Source organism: Vibrio sp. Vf1514 (genome assembly GCF_052076135.1).
Classification (GTDB): Bacteria; Pseudomonadota; Gammaproteobacteria; order Enterobacterales; family Vibrionaceae; genus Vibrio; species Vibrio furnissii.
Genome location: NZ_CP197267.1, coordinates 2,455,899 through 2,470,870, shown reverse-complemented (window position 1 = coordinate 2,470,870; position 14,972 = coordinate 2,455,899). Strand labels below are relative to the sequence as shown.

The 14,972-nt window shown below is 51.0% G+C and carries 17 protein-coding genes; 16 read left to right on the top strand and 1 reads right to left on the bottom strand.

Annotated elements, in window-relative coordinates; translation table 11 throughout:
• Positions 1 to 10 precede the first annotated feature (10 nt).
• The 16 genes from ACS18Q_RS11490 to pgpA all read left to right on the top strand — a co-directional run bounded on the left by ACS18Q_RS11490 (position 11) and on the right by pgpA (position 14,535).
• Complete coding sequence (locus ACS18Q_RS11490) at positions 11 to 628, top strand: TRAP transporter small permease subunit (protein WP_014204548.1); 618 nt, start codon at positions 11 to 13, stop codon at positions 626 to 628.
• Entirely contained in the window at positions 618 to 1,940 is a 1,323-nt protein-coding gene (locus tag ACS18Q_RS11485) for a TRAP transporter large permease (protein ID WP_004724932.1), read from the top strand. Before ACS18Q_RS11490 ends, ACS18Q_RS11485 begins: the two co-directional genes overlap by 11 nt.
• Positions 1,941 to 2,210: 270 nt before the next feature.
• Positions 2,211 to 3,503 carry an NCS2 family permease gene (locus tag ACS18Q_RS11480; protein WP_004724929.1) on the top strand — a complete coding sequence of 431 codons (1,293 nt, stop codon included), beginning with the start codon at positions 2,211 to 2,213 and terminating at the stop codon, positions 3,501 to 3,503.
• A 37-nt stretch (positions 3,504 to 3,540) separates the two neighbouring features.
• Entirely contained in the window at positions 3,541 to 4,005 is a 465-nt protein-coding gene (gene gpt, locus ACS18Q_RS11475) for a xanthine phosphoribosyltransferase (protein WP_038150864.1), read from the top strand.
• Positions 4,006 to 4,095: 90 nt separating this feature from the next.
• Positions 4,096 to 5,343: an esterase FrsA gene (frsA, locus tag ACS18Q_RS11470; RefSeq protein ID WP_004724926.1), complete on the top strand. Its 1,248-nt coding sequence runs from the start codon at positions 4,096 to 4,098 to the stop codon at positions 5,341 to 5,343.
• Between the two features lie 100 nt (positions 5,344 to 5,443).
• Positions 5,444 to 5,833 carry a sigma factor-binding protein Crl gene (gene crl, locus ACS18Q_RS11465; RefSeq protein WP_004724924.1) on the top strand — a complete coding sequence of 130 codons (390 nt, stop codon included), beginning with the start codon at positions 5,444 to 5,446 and terminating at the stop codon, positions 5,831 to 5,833.
• A gap of 98 nt (positions 5,834 to 5,931) precedes the next feature.
• On the top strand, positions 5,932 to 7,089 hold the full coding sequence (gene proB / locus ACS18Q_RS11460; protein ID WP_004724922.1) for a glutamate 5-kinase: 1,158 nt from the start codon (positions 5,932 to 5,934) through the stop codon (positions 7,087 to 7,089).
• 11 nt (positions 7,090 to 7,100) lie between these two features.
• The gene (locus ACS18Q_RS11455) at positions 7,101 to 8,351 is read left to right on the top strand and encodes a glutamate-5-semialdehyde dehydrogenase (RefSeq protein ID WP_441257095.1); all 1,251 of its coding nucleotides are present in this window, start codon (positions 7,101 to 7,103) and stop codon (positions 8,349 to 8,351) included.
• A gap of 101 nt (positions 8,352 to 8,452) precedes the next feature.
• Positions 8,453 to 8,902: a transcriptional regulator NrdR gene (gene nrdR / locus ACS18Q_RS11450; RefSeq protein WP_014204550.1), complete on the top strand. Its 450-nt coding sequence runs from the start codon at positions 8,453 to 8,455 to the stop codon at positions 8,900 to 8,902.
• Positions 8,903 to 8,915: 13 nt separating this feature from the next.
• Positions 8,916 to 10,025 carry a bifunctional diaminohydroxyphosphoribosylaminopyrimidine deaminase/5-amino-6-(5-phosphoribosylamino)uracil reductase RibD gene (gene ribD / locus ACS18Q_RS11445; RefSeq protein WP_154180328.1) on the top strand — a complete coding sequence of 370 codons (1,110 nt, stop codon included), beginning with the start codon at positions 8,916 to 8,918 and terminating at the stop codon, positions 10,023 to 10,025.
• Positions 10,026 to 10,027: 2 nt separating this feature from the next.
• A complete protein-coding gene (locus ACS18Q_RS11440; protein WP_014204552.1) occupies positions 10,028 to 10,684 on the top strand; it encodes a riboflavin synthase in 657 nt (218 codons plus the stop codon).
• A 41-nt stretch (positions 10,685 to 10,725) separates the two neighbouring features.
• Positions 10,726 to 11,835, top strand: a complete 1,110-nt coding sequence (gene ribBA / locus ACS18Q_RS11435) for a bifunctional 3,4-dihydroxy-2-butanone-4-phosphate synthase/GTP cyclohydrolase II (RefSeq protein WP_441257094.1) — start codon at positions 10,726 to 10,728, stop codon at positions 11,833 to 11,835.
• Between the two features lie 192 nt (positions 11,836 to 12,027).
• Entirely contained in the window at positions 12,028 to 12,498 is a 471-nt protein-coding gene (gene ribH / locus ACS18Q_RS11430) for a 6,7-dimethyl-8-ribityllumazine synthase (protein WP_004724909.1), read from the top strand.
• Positions 12,498 to 12,968 (top strand): transcription antitermination factor NusB, encoded by a 471-nt coding sequence (gene nusB / locus ACS18Q_RS11425; RefSeq protein WP_004724908.1) that lies wholly within the window; start codon positions 12,498 to 12,500, stop codon positions 12,966 to 12,968. The genes ribH and nusB overlap by 1 nt, the downstream gene beginning before the upstream one ends.
• A gap of 89 nt (positions 12,969 to 13,057) precedes the next feature.
• Positions 13,058 to 14,032 (top strand): thiamine-phosphate kinase, encoded by a 975-nt coding sequence (gene thiL / locus ACS18Q_RS11420; protein WP_055466483.1) that lies wholly within the window; start codon positions 13,058 to 13,060, stop codon positions 14,030 to 14,032.
• Positions 14,029 to 14,535, top strand: coding sequence for a phosphatidylglycerophosphatase A (gene pgpA / locus ACS18Q_RS11415; RefSeq protein WP_441257093.1), 507 nt, complete (start codon positions 14,029 to 14,031; stop codon positions 14,533 to 14,535). Before thiL ends, pgpA begins: the two co-directional genes overlap by 4 nt.
• 45 nt (positions 14,536 to 14,580) lie before the next feature.
• Here pgpA and ACS18Q_RS11410 read toward each other — a convergent pair whose 3' ends face one another.
• Positions 14,581 to 14,961 carry a DUF3461 family protein gene (locus tag ACS18Q_RS11410; RefSeq protein ID WP_004724902.1) on the bottom strand — a complete coding sequence of 127 codons (381 nt, stop codon included), beginning with the start codon at positions 14,959 to 14,961 and terminating at the stop codon, positions 14,581 to 14,583.
• Positions 14,962 to 14,972: the final 11 nt, after the last annotated feature.

The window sequence follows — 14,972 nt, the reverse complement described above, 5'->3', positions numbered from 1 at the left end:
GGAGATTTCTATGCTTGAAGCCATTTTACTGAGGTATTGCCAGTTCACGAAATACGTCGTCAGTCTGATTGGACGCTCAGTGTCGTACTTGCTTCCCGTACTTGCCGTGATTGTGTTTTACGAGGTGTTTGCTCGTTACGTGTTGAACCGCCCAACCATTTGGGGTTACGACACGTCCTTATTTTTGTTTGGCTACATTGCGGCATTAGGCGGCGCGTATGCTCAGCAACGCGAAGCGCACATCAACGTCGATATCATTCACGCCAAAGTGTCGGAAAAAACCAGACGCCTGTTTGATGTGCTGACGGGGATTTTGGCGATGGGGTTTCTGGCGGTCATGGTCAAAACCTGCGGTGGTATGTTTATCGAAAGTCTCGAATTCAATTACAAAACTCAGAGTGAATGGGCACCCGCCATGCATCACTTTTGGTTGATGATGACGGTTTCGGCAGGCGTGTTCATCGCCGAATATTCGACGGAGTTGATTGCCAATCTGTTCTTTTTGATCAAAGGCCGCGAATTGAATGGTGAGGTTCATCAGCACGTCAATCTGGATGAGCAGCCATTTAAGGTCGATAACGACCAGTTGGATTCCGTTTTTGACAAGGAGAGCCCAAATGGGAATTGAGATGTTAACCCTGGTGTTGTTGGGTTGTATTCTGACCGCGTTCGTTCTTGGCGCGCAAGTGGGGCTGGCGCTCGGCGGGATCGCGATGGGCGTCGGGTATCTGGTGTGGGGCGAGTCGCTGTTTAACATCATTCCGACCACGGTCGAAAGCACCTTCTTCAACTTTATTCTGCTGGCGATCCCGCTGTACATCTACATGGGGCAGATCCTGACGCGGTCTGGGATCGGCGATGCGATGTTTAACGCCAGCCAACTGGCGATCGGCCGTGTGCGCGGATCGCTGGCGATCAGCGTGATCGGCGTCTGTTCAATGATCGGCGCGATGGTGGGGATCATCGGCGCTGGCATCATGACCTCCAGTTCGATTGCGCTCAAACCGATGCTTGAGCGCGGCTACGACAAGAAGCTGGCACTCGGGGTGATCATGGCAGGCGGTTCGCTGGGCATTTTGATTCCGCCGAGCATTCCGATGATCATGTTCGCATCCTCGACTCAGAACTCGGTCGGCAAGATGTTTCTTGGCGCGATGGTACCCGCGCTGATCACGATCGTGCTGCTCATCAGCTACGTGGTGATCAGCTGTAAAATGCGTCCGGAACGTGCGCCGATGGACATCGACAACGACATCGAAATCCCCAAAGGTTATGAGCTGTTTAAAACCATTCGTGACGGCGCCTCTTCGTTTGCGCTGATTGTGGTCGTCCTTGGTAGCATCATTGCCGGGATTGCGACGCCAACGGAATCGGGCGCGTTGGGCGTGATGGGCGCGATTCTGCTCTCGATTCTGTTCAAGCGGTTTAAACCGGAACTCTTGATGCGTTCGGGCATGCAAACCGCGATGCTGGTCAGTGTCGCGATGTGGATTATTCTCGGCGCGTCGGTGTTTAGTAACTTCCATCTGCTGATGGGCATTCAAGGCATGGTGGCGGGGTTTACTCAAAATCTCGACCTGCCGCCGATTGTCATCATCATGATGTTTCAAGTCATCATGTTGCTGCTCGGTTTCATCATCGATGAATTTATCATTGTGTTGATGTGCGCGCCGATATTTACTCCAGTTGCCGTGGCACTCGGGTATGACCCGATTTGGTTTGGCGTGCTGATGATTCTCAACATTGTGATTGCGGTGCAGACGCCGCCGTATGGATTTGCACTGTTCTACCTCAAAGGCATTGCGCCGAAAGGGGTGACCATGATGGATCTGTACAAATCGGTCACGCCATTCATTCTGGTGCAGTTTGTGGTGCTGGTGATCTGCATGCTGTTTCCAGACCTCGTTACTTGGTTACCGAACAAGGTGATGAATTCCTAGTCCCATCGGGTGGATGCTGCTGATATTCACAACCTCTCTCTGATGTGCAGCCAAGCAAAAGGGAGAGGTTGTTCTCATTTCTGAACTGCCATTCTGGTGATGATTTTTTGGCCGAAAAGCCTGCTGTTTATGTGTAGCTGTGCATAAATGTTTCTGAGTTTCTAAAAAATCGATGCAAATTCCGTCTGGAATTTGTGATTTGATAACTTTATAATCTGCGCCCAATCGATTACGCAACCGTTTACTTTTTACCTTTATTAGGACTCGAACATGCTGGAAAGGCTATTTAAACTCAGTGAACATGGCACAAACGTGCGCACTGAGATCATTGCAGGGGTCACCACCTTCCTGACCATGGCATACATTATCTTCGTGAACCCAGCGATTCTTTCAGATGCCGGAATGGATCGTGGTGCAGTTTTTGTTGCTACCTGTCTGGCGGCAGCGGTTGGCTGTTTCATCATGGGTCTCGTCGCGAACTATCCGATTGCACAAGCACCGGGCATGGGCCTGAACGCGTTCTTTACCTACGTGGTCGTGCTGGGTATGGGTTACTCTTGGCAGGTTGCGCTTGCAGCCGTGTTCTGTTCAGGCGTGCTGTTTATTCTGCTGAGCTTGTTTAAGATTCGAGAGTGGATCATCAACTCGATTCCGATGTCATTGCGAACCGGTATCTCGGCGGGTATTGGTCTGTTTTTGGCGTTCATTGCGCTGAAAAATGCTGGTATCGTGGTTGATAACCCAGCAACACTGGTTTCTATGGGGGCCATCACGTCGCTGCCTGCAGTGTTGGGCGCACTCGGTTTCTTCTTCACCATCGCACTGGTTCACCGTGGTGTGAAAGGTGCCGTGATGATTGCGATTTTATCCATCACCGTCTTGGGTCTGATCTTCGGTGATGTGCAGTGGGGCGGTGTGATGTCTGCGCCACCAAGCTTGGCACCAACCTTCATGCAACTCGACTTCTCACACGTTTTCGAAGTGGGCATGATCTCCGTTGTGTTTGCATTCCTGTTTGTCGACCTGTTTGACACTGCGGGCACATTGGTCGGCGTTGCGACTAAAGCGGGCCTGATTGGTGACGACGGCAAAATCCCTCGTCTGAACCGCGCGCTGCTGGCGGACTCAACGGCCACATCAGTGGGTGCACTGCTGGGGACGTCTAATACCACTTCTTTTGTCGAGAGTGTCTCGGGTGTTGCAGCAGGTGGCCGTACCGGTCTGACCGCAGTTGTCGTTGGTATTTTGTTCCTACTTGCATTATTCTTCTCGCCATTAGCGGGTATGATCCCAGCCTACGCGACGTCAGGTGCGCTGTTTTACGTTGCTATTCTGATGCTTTCAGGACTGGTAAGCATTGACTGGCGCGATCTGACCGAAGCGGCGCCAACCGTGGTGACCTGTCTTTTGATGCCACTGACTTTCTCAATTGCAGAAGGTATTTCAATGGGCTTTATCGCGTACGCGCTGATTAAGCTGTTGAGTGGGAAAGGCCGCAGCGTGTCACTCAGTGTCTGGGTGATGGCGATCATCTTTGCTGTCAAATACATTCTTGCTGCGTAAGCGCGGCAAAACATTTCCAAACTTTAGGTCAATAACAATGAGTAGAAAATTCGTTATCACTTGGGACAATATGCAGAAGTACTGCCGTGAACTGGCTGAACTTCAAATGCCTGCAGAACAATGGAAAGGTATCCTGGGTGTAAGCCGTGGTGGCTTGGTACCAGCAGCTATCCTGGCTCGCGAACTGGGTATTCGTTACGTCGATACCGTATGTATCTCGAGCTACGACCACGATCACCAACGTGACATGAGCGTGCTAAAAGCACCCGATCACGATGGCGAAGGTTTCCTGATTGTTGATGACCTAGTCGACAGTGGCGATACAGCGCGTAAGATCCGTGAAATGTATCCTAAAGCGAAATTTGTGACTGTATGCGCGAAGCCTGCAGGTCGTGAATTGGTGGATCAATACGTGGTGGACATTCCACAAGACACGTGGATTGAACAGCCTTGGGACATGGTTTTGTCGTTTGTTGAACCGGTAAACCGTAAACAAAAATAAACTGTGATTCTCAACTTTATTTGATAATGGCCCTGTTTAGGGCCATTTTTTTTATTACTATTAGGCCACTATTCTCAACAGAGACGCGTTATGTCCGAAGAAATCAGCAAAAACCTTTCTGAGACTTTGTTCCAAAAGCATAAACAAGCCAAAGAAACGTCCTCTCTTATTCAGTACATGCCAAGTAGCCAACAATTTCTTGAACAGAAAAAAGAGCAAGAGGACAACGCTTGGTACCGAAACCTGCGTCGTTTGCAATGGGCTTGGCAGGGCATCGATCCGGTTGAACAAGAAGAAGTACTAGCGCGTATCGCCTCATCCAAACATTCCCGTACCGAAGATCGCTGGCTGGATACGGTGATGGGGTATCGTGGTGGCAACTGGGCCTATGAATGGACCAAGCTGGGCATGCAGCATCAGGCGCGCGCCGGGTCAAAAGCCGGCGAAAAAGCCGCTGATGAAATGTTTGCCGCGTCGCTCTGCTTCAGCATTGCCGGTTACCCACATCTGAGAAACGATAACCTCGCGCTGCAAGCGCAAATTCTGGCCAACAACGCTTACATGGAAGCGGCCAACCTCACCAAATACGTGGTGAAACGCTTAGAGTTCCCATACAAAAACAAAAAAATCGTCGGCCACCTGCATCTCTCCAATACTGAAAAACCGCAGCCGGTGGTGATCGTCAGTGCCGGGCTTGATAGCTTACAAACGGACATGTGGCGTTTGTTCCGTGACTTTTTGGTCAAGCGGGATATCGCGATGTTGACCATCGACATGCCTTCGGTGGGCCACAGTTCGCACTGGGCGCTCACAGAAGATTCGTCATGCTTGCATCAGGCTGTGCTCAACCAACTGGATACGCTGCCTTGGGTAGATCACTTCCGTGTCGGCCTCGTTGGATTCCGCTTTGGCGGCAATGCGATGGTGCGCCTGTCGTTCCTCGAGCCAGAGCGTGTGAAAGCGTGTGTCTCTCTCGGCGCGCCGATTCACGATGTGCTGGTTTCGCCGAAAAAAATGAAGATGATGACCAAAATGTATTTGGATGTGCTGGCATCGCGTTTGGGTAAATCGGCGGTGGATATCGACAGCTTATCTGGGCAGCTGATGGCGTGGTCGTTGAAAATGCAAGGCTTCCTTAGCAGCCGTCGTACCAAAGTGCCGATTCTCGCCATGGGGCTGGAAGGCGATCCGGTATCACCGTACAGCGATAACCAGTTGGTGGCGCTCTTTAGTCAAGGTGGTAAAGCTAAGCAAATAAAAAGTAAGACAATTACACAAGGATATGAGCAATCCCTCGATTTAGCGATAAATTGGCTGGAAGACGAACTCAACAGATGACTTTTGCCCTAAATTAGTTAAGAGTGATGAATATATATTGCTTAAATATATAATTATCAAATATTAAAGGTCATTCTTAACATTGCAACGGAGAGTCAATATGTCAGAGGTGACGAAGAGTCCGACCCATTATCGTTTGTTGGCGGCACTGAAAGCCATTGGTCCTTATTTGCGCGAAGGACAGTGCAAAGATGGTTTCTATCTGTTTGATTGTTTAGCGTTTTGTGTCAACGATAAAAAGTCCCCAGAGAAACGTGAATTTTGGGGGTGGTGGATGGAGCTGAGCCCAACGTCCGACGGGTTTGAAGCGAAATATCATATCGGGCGTTACAATCTGGCGGGTGAATGGCACGCCGATGCGGTGCCGAAAACGGCATTGCCAGAGGTGAATCGCACGCAGGAAGACTTTCATCAAAAGTTAGAGAAAACGTTACAAGAACGTTTCGCGCTCACGCTATCTTTGCATGAGCAATCAACTGAATTCGTTTAGTTTTACCCGTCTGACATATCTGTCAATCAAAAAGGTGCTTTTTAGCACCTTTTCTGCTTGTGCATTCCGCTGTTGATTGCTAAAACATCTTCTCTTAAATGTTTTTCATTACAGAAGAAATCATGAAAACGAATCATCAAAGCGGAAATGTTTCACAAACTGTCATCGTGAAACTAGGAACCAGTGTTCTGACCGGTGGTACGTTGGCGCTCGACCGTGCGCATATGGTCGAATTGGCGCGTCAATGTGCTGAACTGAAAAAACAAGGTCACTCAGTCGTGATCGTGTCGTCTGGTGCAATTGCAGCAGGCCGTGAACATCTTGGTTACCCCGCACTGCCCAACGCGATCTCAAGCAAACAGTTGCTGGCCGCGGTGGGACAGAGTCAGTTGATTCAAGCTTGGGAATCTCTATTTTCGATTTATGGCATCAAAATCGGCCAGATTCTGCTGACGCGTGCTGATCTTGACGACCGTGAACGTTTCCTCAACGCACGTGACACCATCAACGCGTTGGTGGCTCACGACATCATTCCGATCGTCAACGAAAACGATGCGGTGGCGACCAACGAAATCAAAGTGGGCGATAACGATAACCTGTCAGCGTTGGTCGGTATTTTGTGCGGCGCTGATAAATTGCTGCTGCTGACTGACCAAAAAGGGCTATTCACCGCCGACCCGCGTAAAGACCCCAATGCCGAGCTGATCAAAGAAGTCAAAACCATTGACGACACGCTGCGTAAAATCGCAGGCGGCAGTGGCACCACCTTAGGCACTGGCGGTATGGCGACCAAACTGCAAGCGGCAGATATTGCTCGCCGTGCGGGCATTGAGGTGATCATTGCGGCTGGTCGTGCGCCGAACGTCATTTTCGATTCCCTGAGCGACGCGCCGCAAGGCACGCGCTTCCTACCGTTGGAAGAAGCGCTCGAAAACCGCAAACGCTGGATTTTGGCTGGGCCAGCTGCATCCGGTGACATCTTCATCGATGATGGCGCAGTGCGCGCAGTCTTGAACAAAGGCAGCAGCCTGCTGGCGAAAGGTGTGGTGCGCGTTCAAGGTGAATTCTCGCGTGGCGAAGTGGTACGGGTGACCAACGGCCATGGCCATTTGGTGGCGCGTGGCATCGCGAAATACTCCAGCCGCGACATGGCAAAAATTGCCGGCAAACACAGTAAAATGATTATCGAAACACTCGGCTATGATTATGGCTCAGAAGTGATTCACCGCGACGACATGGTCGTGATTCAGGAATAGGGAGAGAGACAGTGGATTTAACACTCATGGGGAAAGCGGCCAAAGACGCGTCGTTTCAACTCGCCACCGCCTCGACGGCACAAAAAAATCAGGCACTGGCCATCATTGCTGATGAACTGGAAGCCAATGCGGCGCAAATTCTTGCGGCCAATGCCAAAGATATCCAATTGGGCCGCGATGCCGGTTTAAGTGATGCGTTGTTGGATCGCTTGCTGCTGAATGAATCGCGCCTGAATGCGATTGCCAATGACGTGCGTAACGTGATCAGCCTTCATGATCCGGTGGGCAGCGAAATCGACAGCAAAGTGCTCGAAAATGGCATGTCGTTGTCGCGTCGTCGCGTGCCTCTGGGCGTCGTCGGGGTGATTTATGAAGCGCGCCCGAATGTGACCATCGATATCGCCGCGCTGTGTCTAAAGACCGGTAACGCCTCGATTCTGCGTGGCGGCAAAGAGACGTTTTTCTCCAATGTGGAGCTGGTCAAAGTGATTCAGTCTGCGCTGGAAAAAGCGCAGCTGCCTGCCGCTTCTGTGCAATACATTGAAAAACCAGACCGTGAACTGGTGACTCAACTGCTCAAACTTGACGATTACGTGGACATGATTATTCCGCGTGGCGGCGCGGGCTTGCACAAAATGTGTAAAGAAAACAGCACGATTCCGGTCATCATTGGCGGGTTTGGTATCAGCCATATTTTTGTTGATGACAGTGCTGATTTGGATAAATCGGTGGATGTGATTGAAAACGCCAAAGTGCAGCGTCCATCAGCGTGTAACTCGCTTGATACCTTACTGGTGCATGAAGCCATTGCGCAGCCTCTGCTGGAAAAATTGGTCGCAAAACTGAATGACAAAGTGACGTTTGTTGCGGAACCCAAAGCCAAAGCGCTGATGAGTTCGGCAACGCAGCTTCGTGACGCGCAAGCGGGCGATTTTGACACCGAATGGCTGAGCTACACACTGGGCGTGAAAGTGGTGCGAGATGTTCATGACGCGATTGATCACATGCGTGAGCACAACGCGAGCCACTCGGATGCCATCATGACCAACAGCTTGTGCAATGCGGAACTGTTCATCAATGCTGCGGGTTCAGCTGCGGTGTATGTCAATGCGTCAACCCGCTTTACGGACGGTGCGCAATTTGGGTTGGGCGCGGAAGTGGCGGTCTCCACTCAGAAACTGCACGCGCGCGGTCCAATGGGCTTGGAAGAACTCACCAGCTACAAGTGGGTGGGCAAAGCGAACTACTTGTCACGTAGTTAACAAAATAAGCGTAAGTTGTAGACAAAAGGGGCGATTTCGCCCCTTTTCCTTTTCTTCGCAAACTAATTCCGGTACACTGAAAGCCTTGTTATGGAGGTGATATGCATTGTCCTTTTTGTTCTGAGAACGATACAAAAGTGATCGACTCACGTTTGGTAGCCGATGGCCATCAAGTGCGCCGCCGCCGCCAATGTCTGGCTTGTAATGAGCGCTTTACCACCTTTGAGACCGCCGAACTGGTGATGCCTCGGGTGATCAAATCCAATGGCAACCGTGAACCGTTTGATGAAGACAAAATGGTGGGTGGGTTGCAACGCGCATTAGAGAAGCGCCCGGTCAGTGCCGATGCCATTGAATTGGCAATCAGTACCATCAAATCGAAGCTGCGTGCGACGGGGGAACGTGAAGTCCCAAGCAAATTGATCGGTAATTTAGTGATGGAACAGCTCAAAGAGTTGGATAAAGTCGCTTATATTCGTTTCGCCTCGGTGTACCGCAGCTTTGAAGATGTGCGGGAATTTGGCGAAGAGATTGCTAAACTCGAAGACTGAGCATTTCCAGACTATGCCTACATTTACCTCTTTTGATTATCAAATGATGTCCCGTGCGATCAAACTGGCGCAGCGTGGACGTTTTACCACGGCCCCCAATCCCAATGTCGGTTGCGTGATCACGCAAGGCGAGTCCATTGTTGGAGAAGGGTTTCACTTTCGCGCTGGCGAACCGCATGCAGAAGTACATGCCTTACGTATGGCGGGCGAGCAATCGGTGGGCGCCACCGCATATGTGACGCTTGAGCCGTGCTCTCATTACGGGCGTACCCCGCCGTGTGCTGAAGGCTTGATTAAAGCCGGTGTCGCGCGCGTGATCTGCGCGATGCAAGACCCAAATCCGCAGGTGGCCGGGCGGGGCATCGACATGCTGCGCGAAGCGGGCATTGAGGTACAGGTTGGTTTATTGGAAGCCGATGCACTGGCACTGAATCCGGCGTTTATCAAACGCATGAAAACCGGCATGCCATGGGTGCAACTGAAAATGGCGGCAAGTCTTGATGGTCAAACGGCATTGGCCAATGGTCGCAGCCAATGGATTACATCACCACAGGCGCGCCAAGATGTGCAGGCTTATCGCGCGCAAGCTGGCGCGGTGCTATCAACCAGCCAAACCGTGTTAGCCGACAACGCCTCTTTGACGGTGCGTTGGCAGGACTTACCTGAGCATGTTCAAGCAAAATACGCTGAACAACATCTGCGCCAACCGGTGCGCGCCATTCTTGATCGTCAGCATCAATTGCACCGCGAACTGGCCCTGTATGCAACGGACAGTGCTGTGCTCCGTGTGGCGAATCAGGATGCCGATGTGTGCGTCGCGCTTGATGAACATGGCCAGTTGAATTTGCGCGAAGTCTTGGGGGCGTTAGCCAAACACCACAATATCAACCATATTTGGGTCGAAGCGGGCGCCACTTTGGCGAAATCGCTGCTGGAACAAGACTTGGTGGATGAACTGGTTGTGTACCTGGCACCCAAAATCATGGGCAGCGACGGACGCGGCCTGTTTGGGGCGTTGGGACTGACGGATATGCAGCAGGTTTTGGCGTTGAACATTCAAGATTGCCGAATGGTCGGCCCGGATATTCGCGTCGTGGCGACGCTTGAACGGAAAGATAACTGATTATGTTTACTGGAATTGTCGAAGCAGTTGGTACGCTGACTGCGATTACGCCCAAAGGCGAAGACATCACCATCTCGGTGAATGCGGGCAAACTGGATATGAGCGATGTCAAACTGGGTGACAGCATTGCGACCAACGGCGTGTGTTTGACCGTCGTGGCGTTTGACTCGCACAGCTATAGCGCTGATTTATCGCTGGAAACACTGAAAAAATCCGGCTTTGCTGACTACAAAGTGGGCGATAAAGTGAACCTAGAAAAAGCGATGTTACCGACCACGCGTTTTGGTGGTCACATTGTGTCGGGTCACGTGGATGGGGTGGGCGAAATCGTTGAGCGCAACCAAGTCGGCCGCGCCATTGAATTTTGGGTGGCCATGCCCGCGGAGCTGAGCAAATACGTCGCGGAGAAAGGGTCGATGACGGTGGATGGCATCAGTCTGACGGTCAATGACTTACGCAAGAACGCGTTCAAGCTGACCATCGTGCCACACACCACGCAAGAGACCACGATTGATCACTTCCAGGTCGGTCGTAAAGTGAATCTGGAAGTGGATGTTCTTGCTCGCTATCTGGAGCGTTTGCTGCATGGCGGCCGTGAAGAACAGCCAGCAGAATCGCGCATTACAATGGAATTCTTACAACAAAATGGTTTCGCGTAATTCGGGTTTCCGATTGCGCACCTGACAATAGGACGAGAATCATGCCAATTAGTACGCCTCAAGAAATTATCGACGATATTCGCCTGGGTAAAATGGTCATTCTGATGGATGATGAAGACCGTGAAAACGAAGGCGACCTGATCATGGCGGCCGAGCACATTACGCCGGCAGCGATTAACTTTATGGCGACTCATGGTCGTGGTTTGATTTGTCTCACCATGACCAAAGCGCGTTGCCATAGTTTGGGCCTGCCTCCGATGGTGCAGGACAACAATGCGCAATACACCACCAACTTCACGGTGTCGATTGAAGCGGCAGAAGGCGTGACCACCGGCATTTCAGCGGCTGACCGTGCGCGCACCGTGCAAGCGGCTGTGGCGAAAGATGCCAAAGCGTCAGACCTAGTTCAACCGGGCCACATTTTTCCGTTGGCCGCGCAAGACGGCGGCGTGCTGATCCGCGCAGGACACACCGAAGCAGGTTGTGACTTGGCGCGTTTGGCGGGGTTGGAGCCAGCGTCGGTGATTGTTGAGATCCTCAATGAAGATGGCACCATGGCGCGTCGTCCTGATCTGGAACTGTTTGCGGAAAAACACGATATCAAACTGGGCACCATTGCTGACTTGATTGAATACCGCAACAACACCGAAACCACCATTGAACGTGTAGCGCAATGCAAATTGCCGACCGAATACGGTGAATTTGACTTGGTGACGTTCCGCGATGTGATCGACAATCAGATTCACTTTGCGCTGAAAAAAGAGACCGCCACCGCTCAAGTGCCGCTGGTGCGTGTGCATCTGCAAGACACCTTTACCGATTTGCTGCGCAGCGACCGCAACGCGGAACGCAGCTGGACGCTGGACAAAGCGATGCAACGCATTGGGCAAGAAGGGGGCGTGCTGGTGATTCTGGGCAATGAAGAGTCCTCTGAACTGCTGCTGCATCGCGTGAAAGTGTTTGAACAACAAGACAAAGGCGATGCACCAACGCTTGCGAAAAAGCAAGGCACATCCCGACGCGTCGGGGTTGGTTCGCAAATTCTGGCAGATCTGGGCATCAGTGACATGCGTTTGCTGTCATCCGCGAACAAGAAATACCATGCGCTGGGCGGTTTCGGCCTCAATGTGGTCGAATACGTCTGCGAATAACTCGAAACAGGCTGCCGCTCGCATGAGCGGCAAGTCGCTGTGCTTTATTAATAATTCAGATTCAATCCCGTTCTCAGGTGGCGCCGTTCGTTGCTCGGCAAATCGCGTGTCAAATTACCATTAGATATCGCTCACAAATTTGTGCTAGAATCCGGCGATTCTCACTTGATGAACAGAGTTAAAGGAAAGCTTATGAAAGTGATCGAAGGTGGTTTCCCAGCACCAAATGCAAAAGTTGCGATTGTGATTTCTCGTTTCAACAGTTTTATTAACGAAAGTCTGCTGTCTGGTGCCATCGACACTCTGAAACGTCACGGCCAAGTTAGCGACGAGAACATTACTGTCGTTCGTTGCCCAGGTGCAGTCGAGCTGCCGCTAACTGCACAACGTGTTGCGAAAACCGGTAAATTCGACGCGATCGTGTCGCTAGGTTCAGTAATCCGTGGTGGTACGCCTCACTTTGACTATGTTTGTAGTGAAATGAATAAAGGTCTGGCACAAGTGTCGATGGAATTCAGTATTCCAGTGGCATTTGGTGTTCTGACTGTCGATACAATCGATCAAGCTATTGAACGCGCAGGAACCAAGGCTGGTAATAAAGGTGCAGAAGCTGCACTGAGCGCACTTGAGATGATTAACGTTCTTTCTGAAATTGATTCCTAATGGGGGCCAGTGTGAAACCAGCCGCACGTCGTAATGCACGTCAATTTGCGCTACAAGCTATTTATTCGTGGCAAATTACTAAAGATAATGTTGCGACTATTGAAGAGCAATTCTTATCCGGTGGTAAGTATGATGAAGAAGAGCATCATGCGTCTGAACCAGCACTTGCTGCTCCAGAGACTGACGTTGCATACTTCCGTGATCTTTTAGCGGGTGTTGTGCTTAACCACACAGAGCTAGACAGTAAATTACGTCCGTTCGTGTCTCGTCCAATGCAAGATCTCGACATGATGGAGCTTGCTCTGCTTCGTCTTGCGATGTACGAAATGACACGTCGTGAAGACGTACCATACAAAGTTGTGATTAACGAAGCGATTGAACTGGCTAAAGTTTTCGCTGCAGAAGATAGCCACAAATTTGTGAACGGGGTACTGGATAAAGCCGCACCTCATGTACGCAAAAAATCGTAATTCGCTTTACAATAAAGAGGTCAGCATCAGCTGACCTTTTTTATTTCGCTGCTACACTCTTTTCTGTTCAGAAAGACTTGGAATTTCCGATGTTTGGTGAATTTAACCTAATCGATAAATACTTTTCTTCACGCCAACCACAACGTAAAGACGTGCATCTTGCCTTGGGCGATGATTGCGCGGTCGTCAAAGCGCCCGACAATGTGCGCATCGCGATCAGCACCGACACGATGGTGGCGGGGATTCATTTTCTTCCTCACGCCAACCCTGCTTGGGTCGCGCACAAAGCGCTGGTGTCCAATCTCAGCGACTTGGCCGCCATGGGCGCGACGCCCGCTTGGGTATCGATGGCACTGACGTTGCCTGAAATCGATGAAACCTGGCTCGAACCGTTTTGTACCGCCTTCTTTGACTTGGCCAATTATTACAACATTCAGCTTATTGGGGGCGATACCACCAAAGGCCCGCTCAGCATCACGTTGACCGTCCAAGGCTTTGTGCCACAAGACAAAGTGCTGCTGCGTAGTACCGCCAAAGTGGGGGATTGGGTCTACGTGACGGGTGAGTTGGGAGATAGCAAAGCTGGTCTGGACGTGATTCTCGATGATGCCAAACGTCATGAGCCGTTTGCAGACGAGCTGGAAAAACGCCATTACTTGTCCACGCCTCGAATTCTCGCAGGTCAGGCCCTGCTCAATTTGGCTTCTTCAGCGATCGATATTTCGGATGGCTTGATTTCAGATCTCGGCCACATTCTGCATCAGTCGCAGGTGGGCGTGAGTTTGGATGTGAGTGCGTTGCCGATGTCACAAGCGCTGCGCCAGTTCACCGGTCACATTCAGCTCGCGCAACAATACGCGCTGACCAGCGGTGAAGAGTATGAACTGTGCTTTACCGTCTCAGAGCAGAACAAAGGCTCACTCGACAGTGCACTGGCTCATTGTGGCACCAAGGTCACCTGCATTGGTCAGATTCGGCCCCAGGGAACGTTTGAGCTACATAACCATGGCGAAACGTTGGATTGGGATCTGCGCGGTTACGATCACTTTAAGGACACGATATGACCAATCCAAAATCTCGACTCTCGATGACCAACCCATGGCACCTGTTGGCCACTGGATTTGGTAGTGGCTTATCACCGGTTGTGCCGGGCACCATGGGCACGCTCGCCTCTGTGCCGGTGTATCTACTGTTGGCGCATTTGCCGTTGACGGCTTATGTGGTGGTGGTGATCGCGGCCAGCTTGATTGGCATTAAGATCTGTCAGGTCACCTCGAATGACATGCAAGTGCACGATCACGGTTCAATTGTGTGGGATGAATTTGCGGGTTTTTGGATCACCATGTTGATTGTGCCCGCGTTGCAACTGCCGGTCTTTGACTGGAAATGGGTCGTGACGGGGTTTGTGCTGTTCCGCTTTTTTGACATGGTGAAGCCGTGGCCGATTGGCTGGCTCGATAAACGTGTGCACGGCGGGCTCGGCATCATGATTGATGATTTGGTCGCAGGTGTGATGTCTGCCATTGTTCTCGCCGCCATCGGCCATTGGGCGGGCTGGATCAGCTAACAAAAAAGGTTCCCCGTGGGGAACCTTTTTCAATTGAATCGGGAGTTAAAGCTTCTCGAGATCGGATTCAATTTCCGCGATTTTACTCGCCACCACTTTTTCAAGATGGCGCAAGTCGCTGAGGATTTTCTGCTTCACATCGACTTGAGAAATCTGCACGTTTTTGGTGATTTTGTTCAGCTCATCGATGATCAACGTCAGATTGCGATTGATTTCCGTGACCTCTTTGTATTGATGACTGCCACTGTCAACCAACACATTCTTTACTTGCCTTGGGTATTTAAACTTCACACTCTTGGCAAACAGTTCACCTTTCTGCTTTTTGAAATAGATTTTTAAGACATCTTTGTGCGCTTCCTGACGCAATGAATAGCGCTCAATCTGCGTTGGATCTGTAATCCCTAAACCCGTGAGGTGTGGAAACATAAGCGACCTCT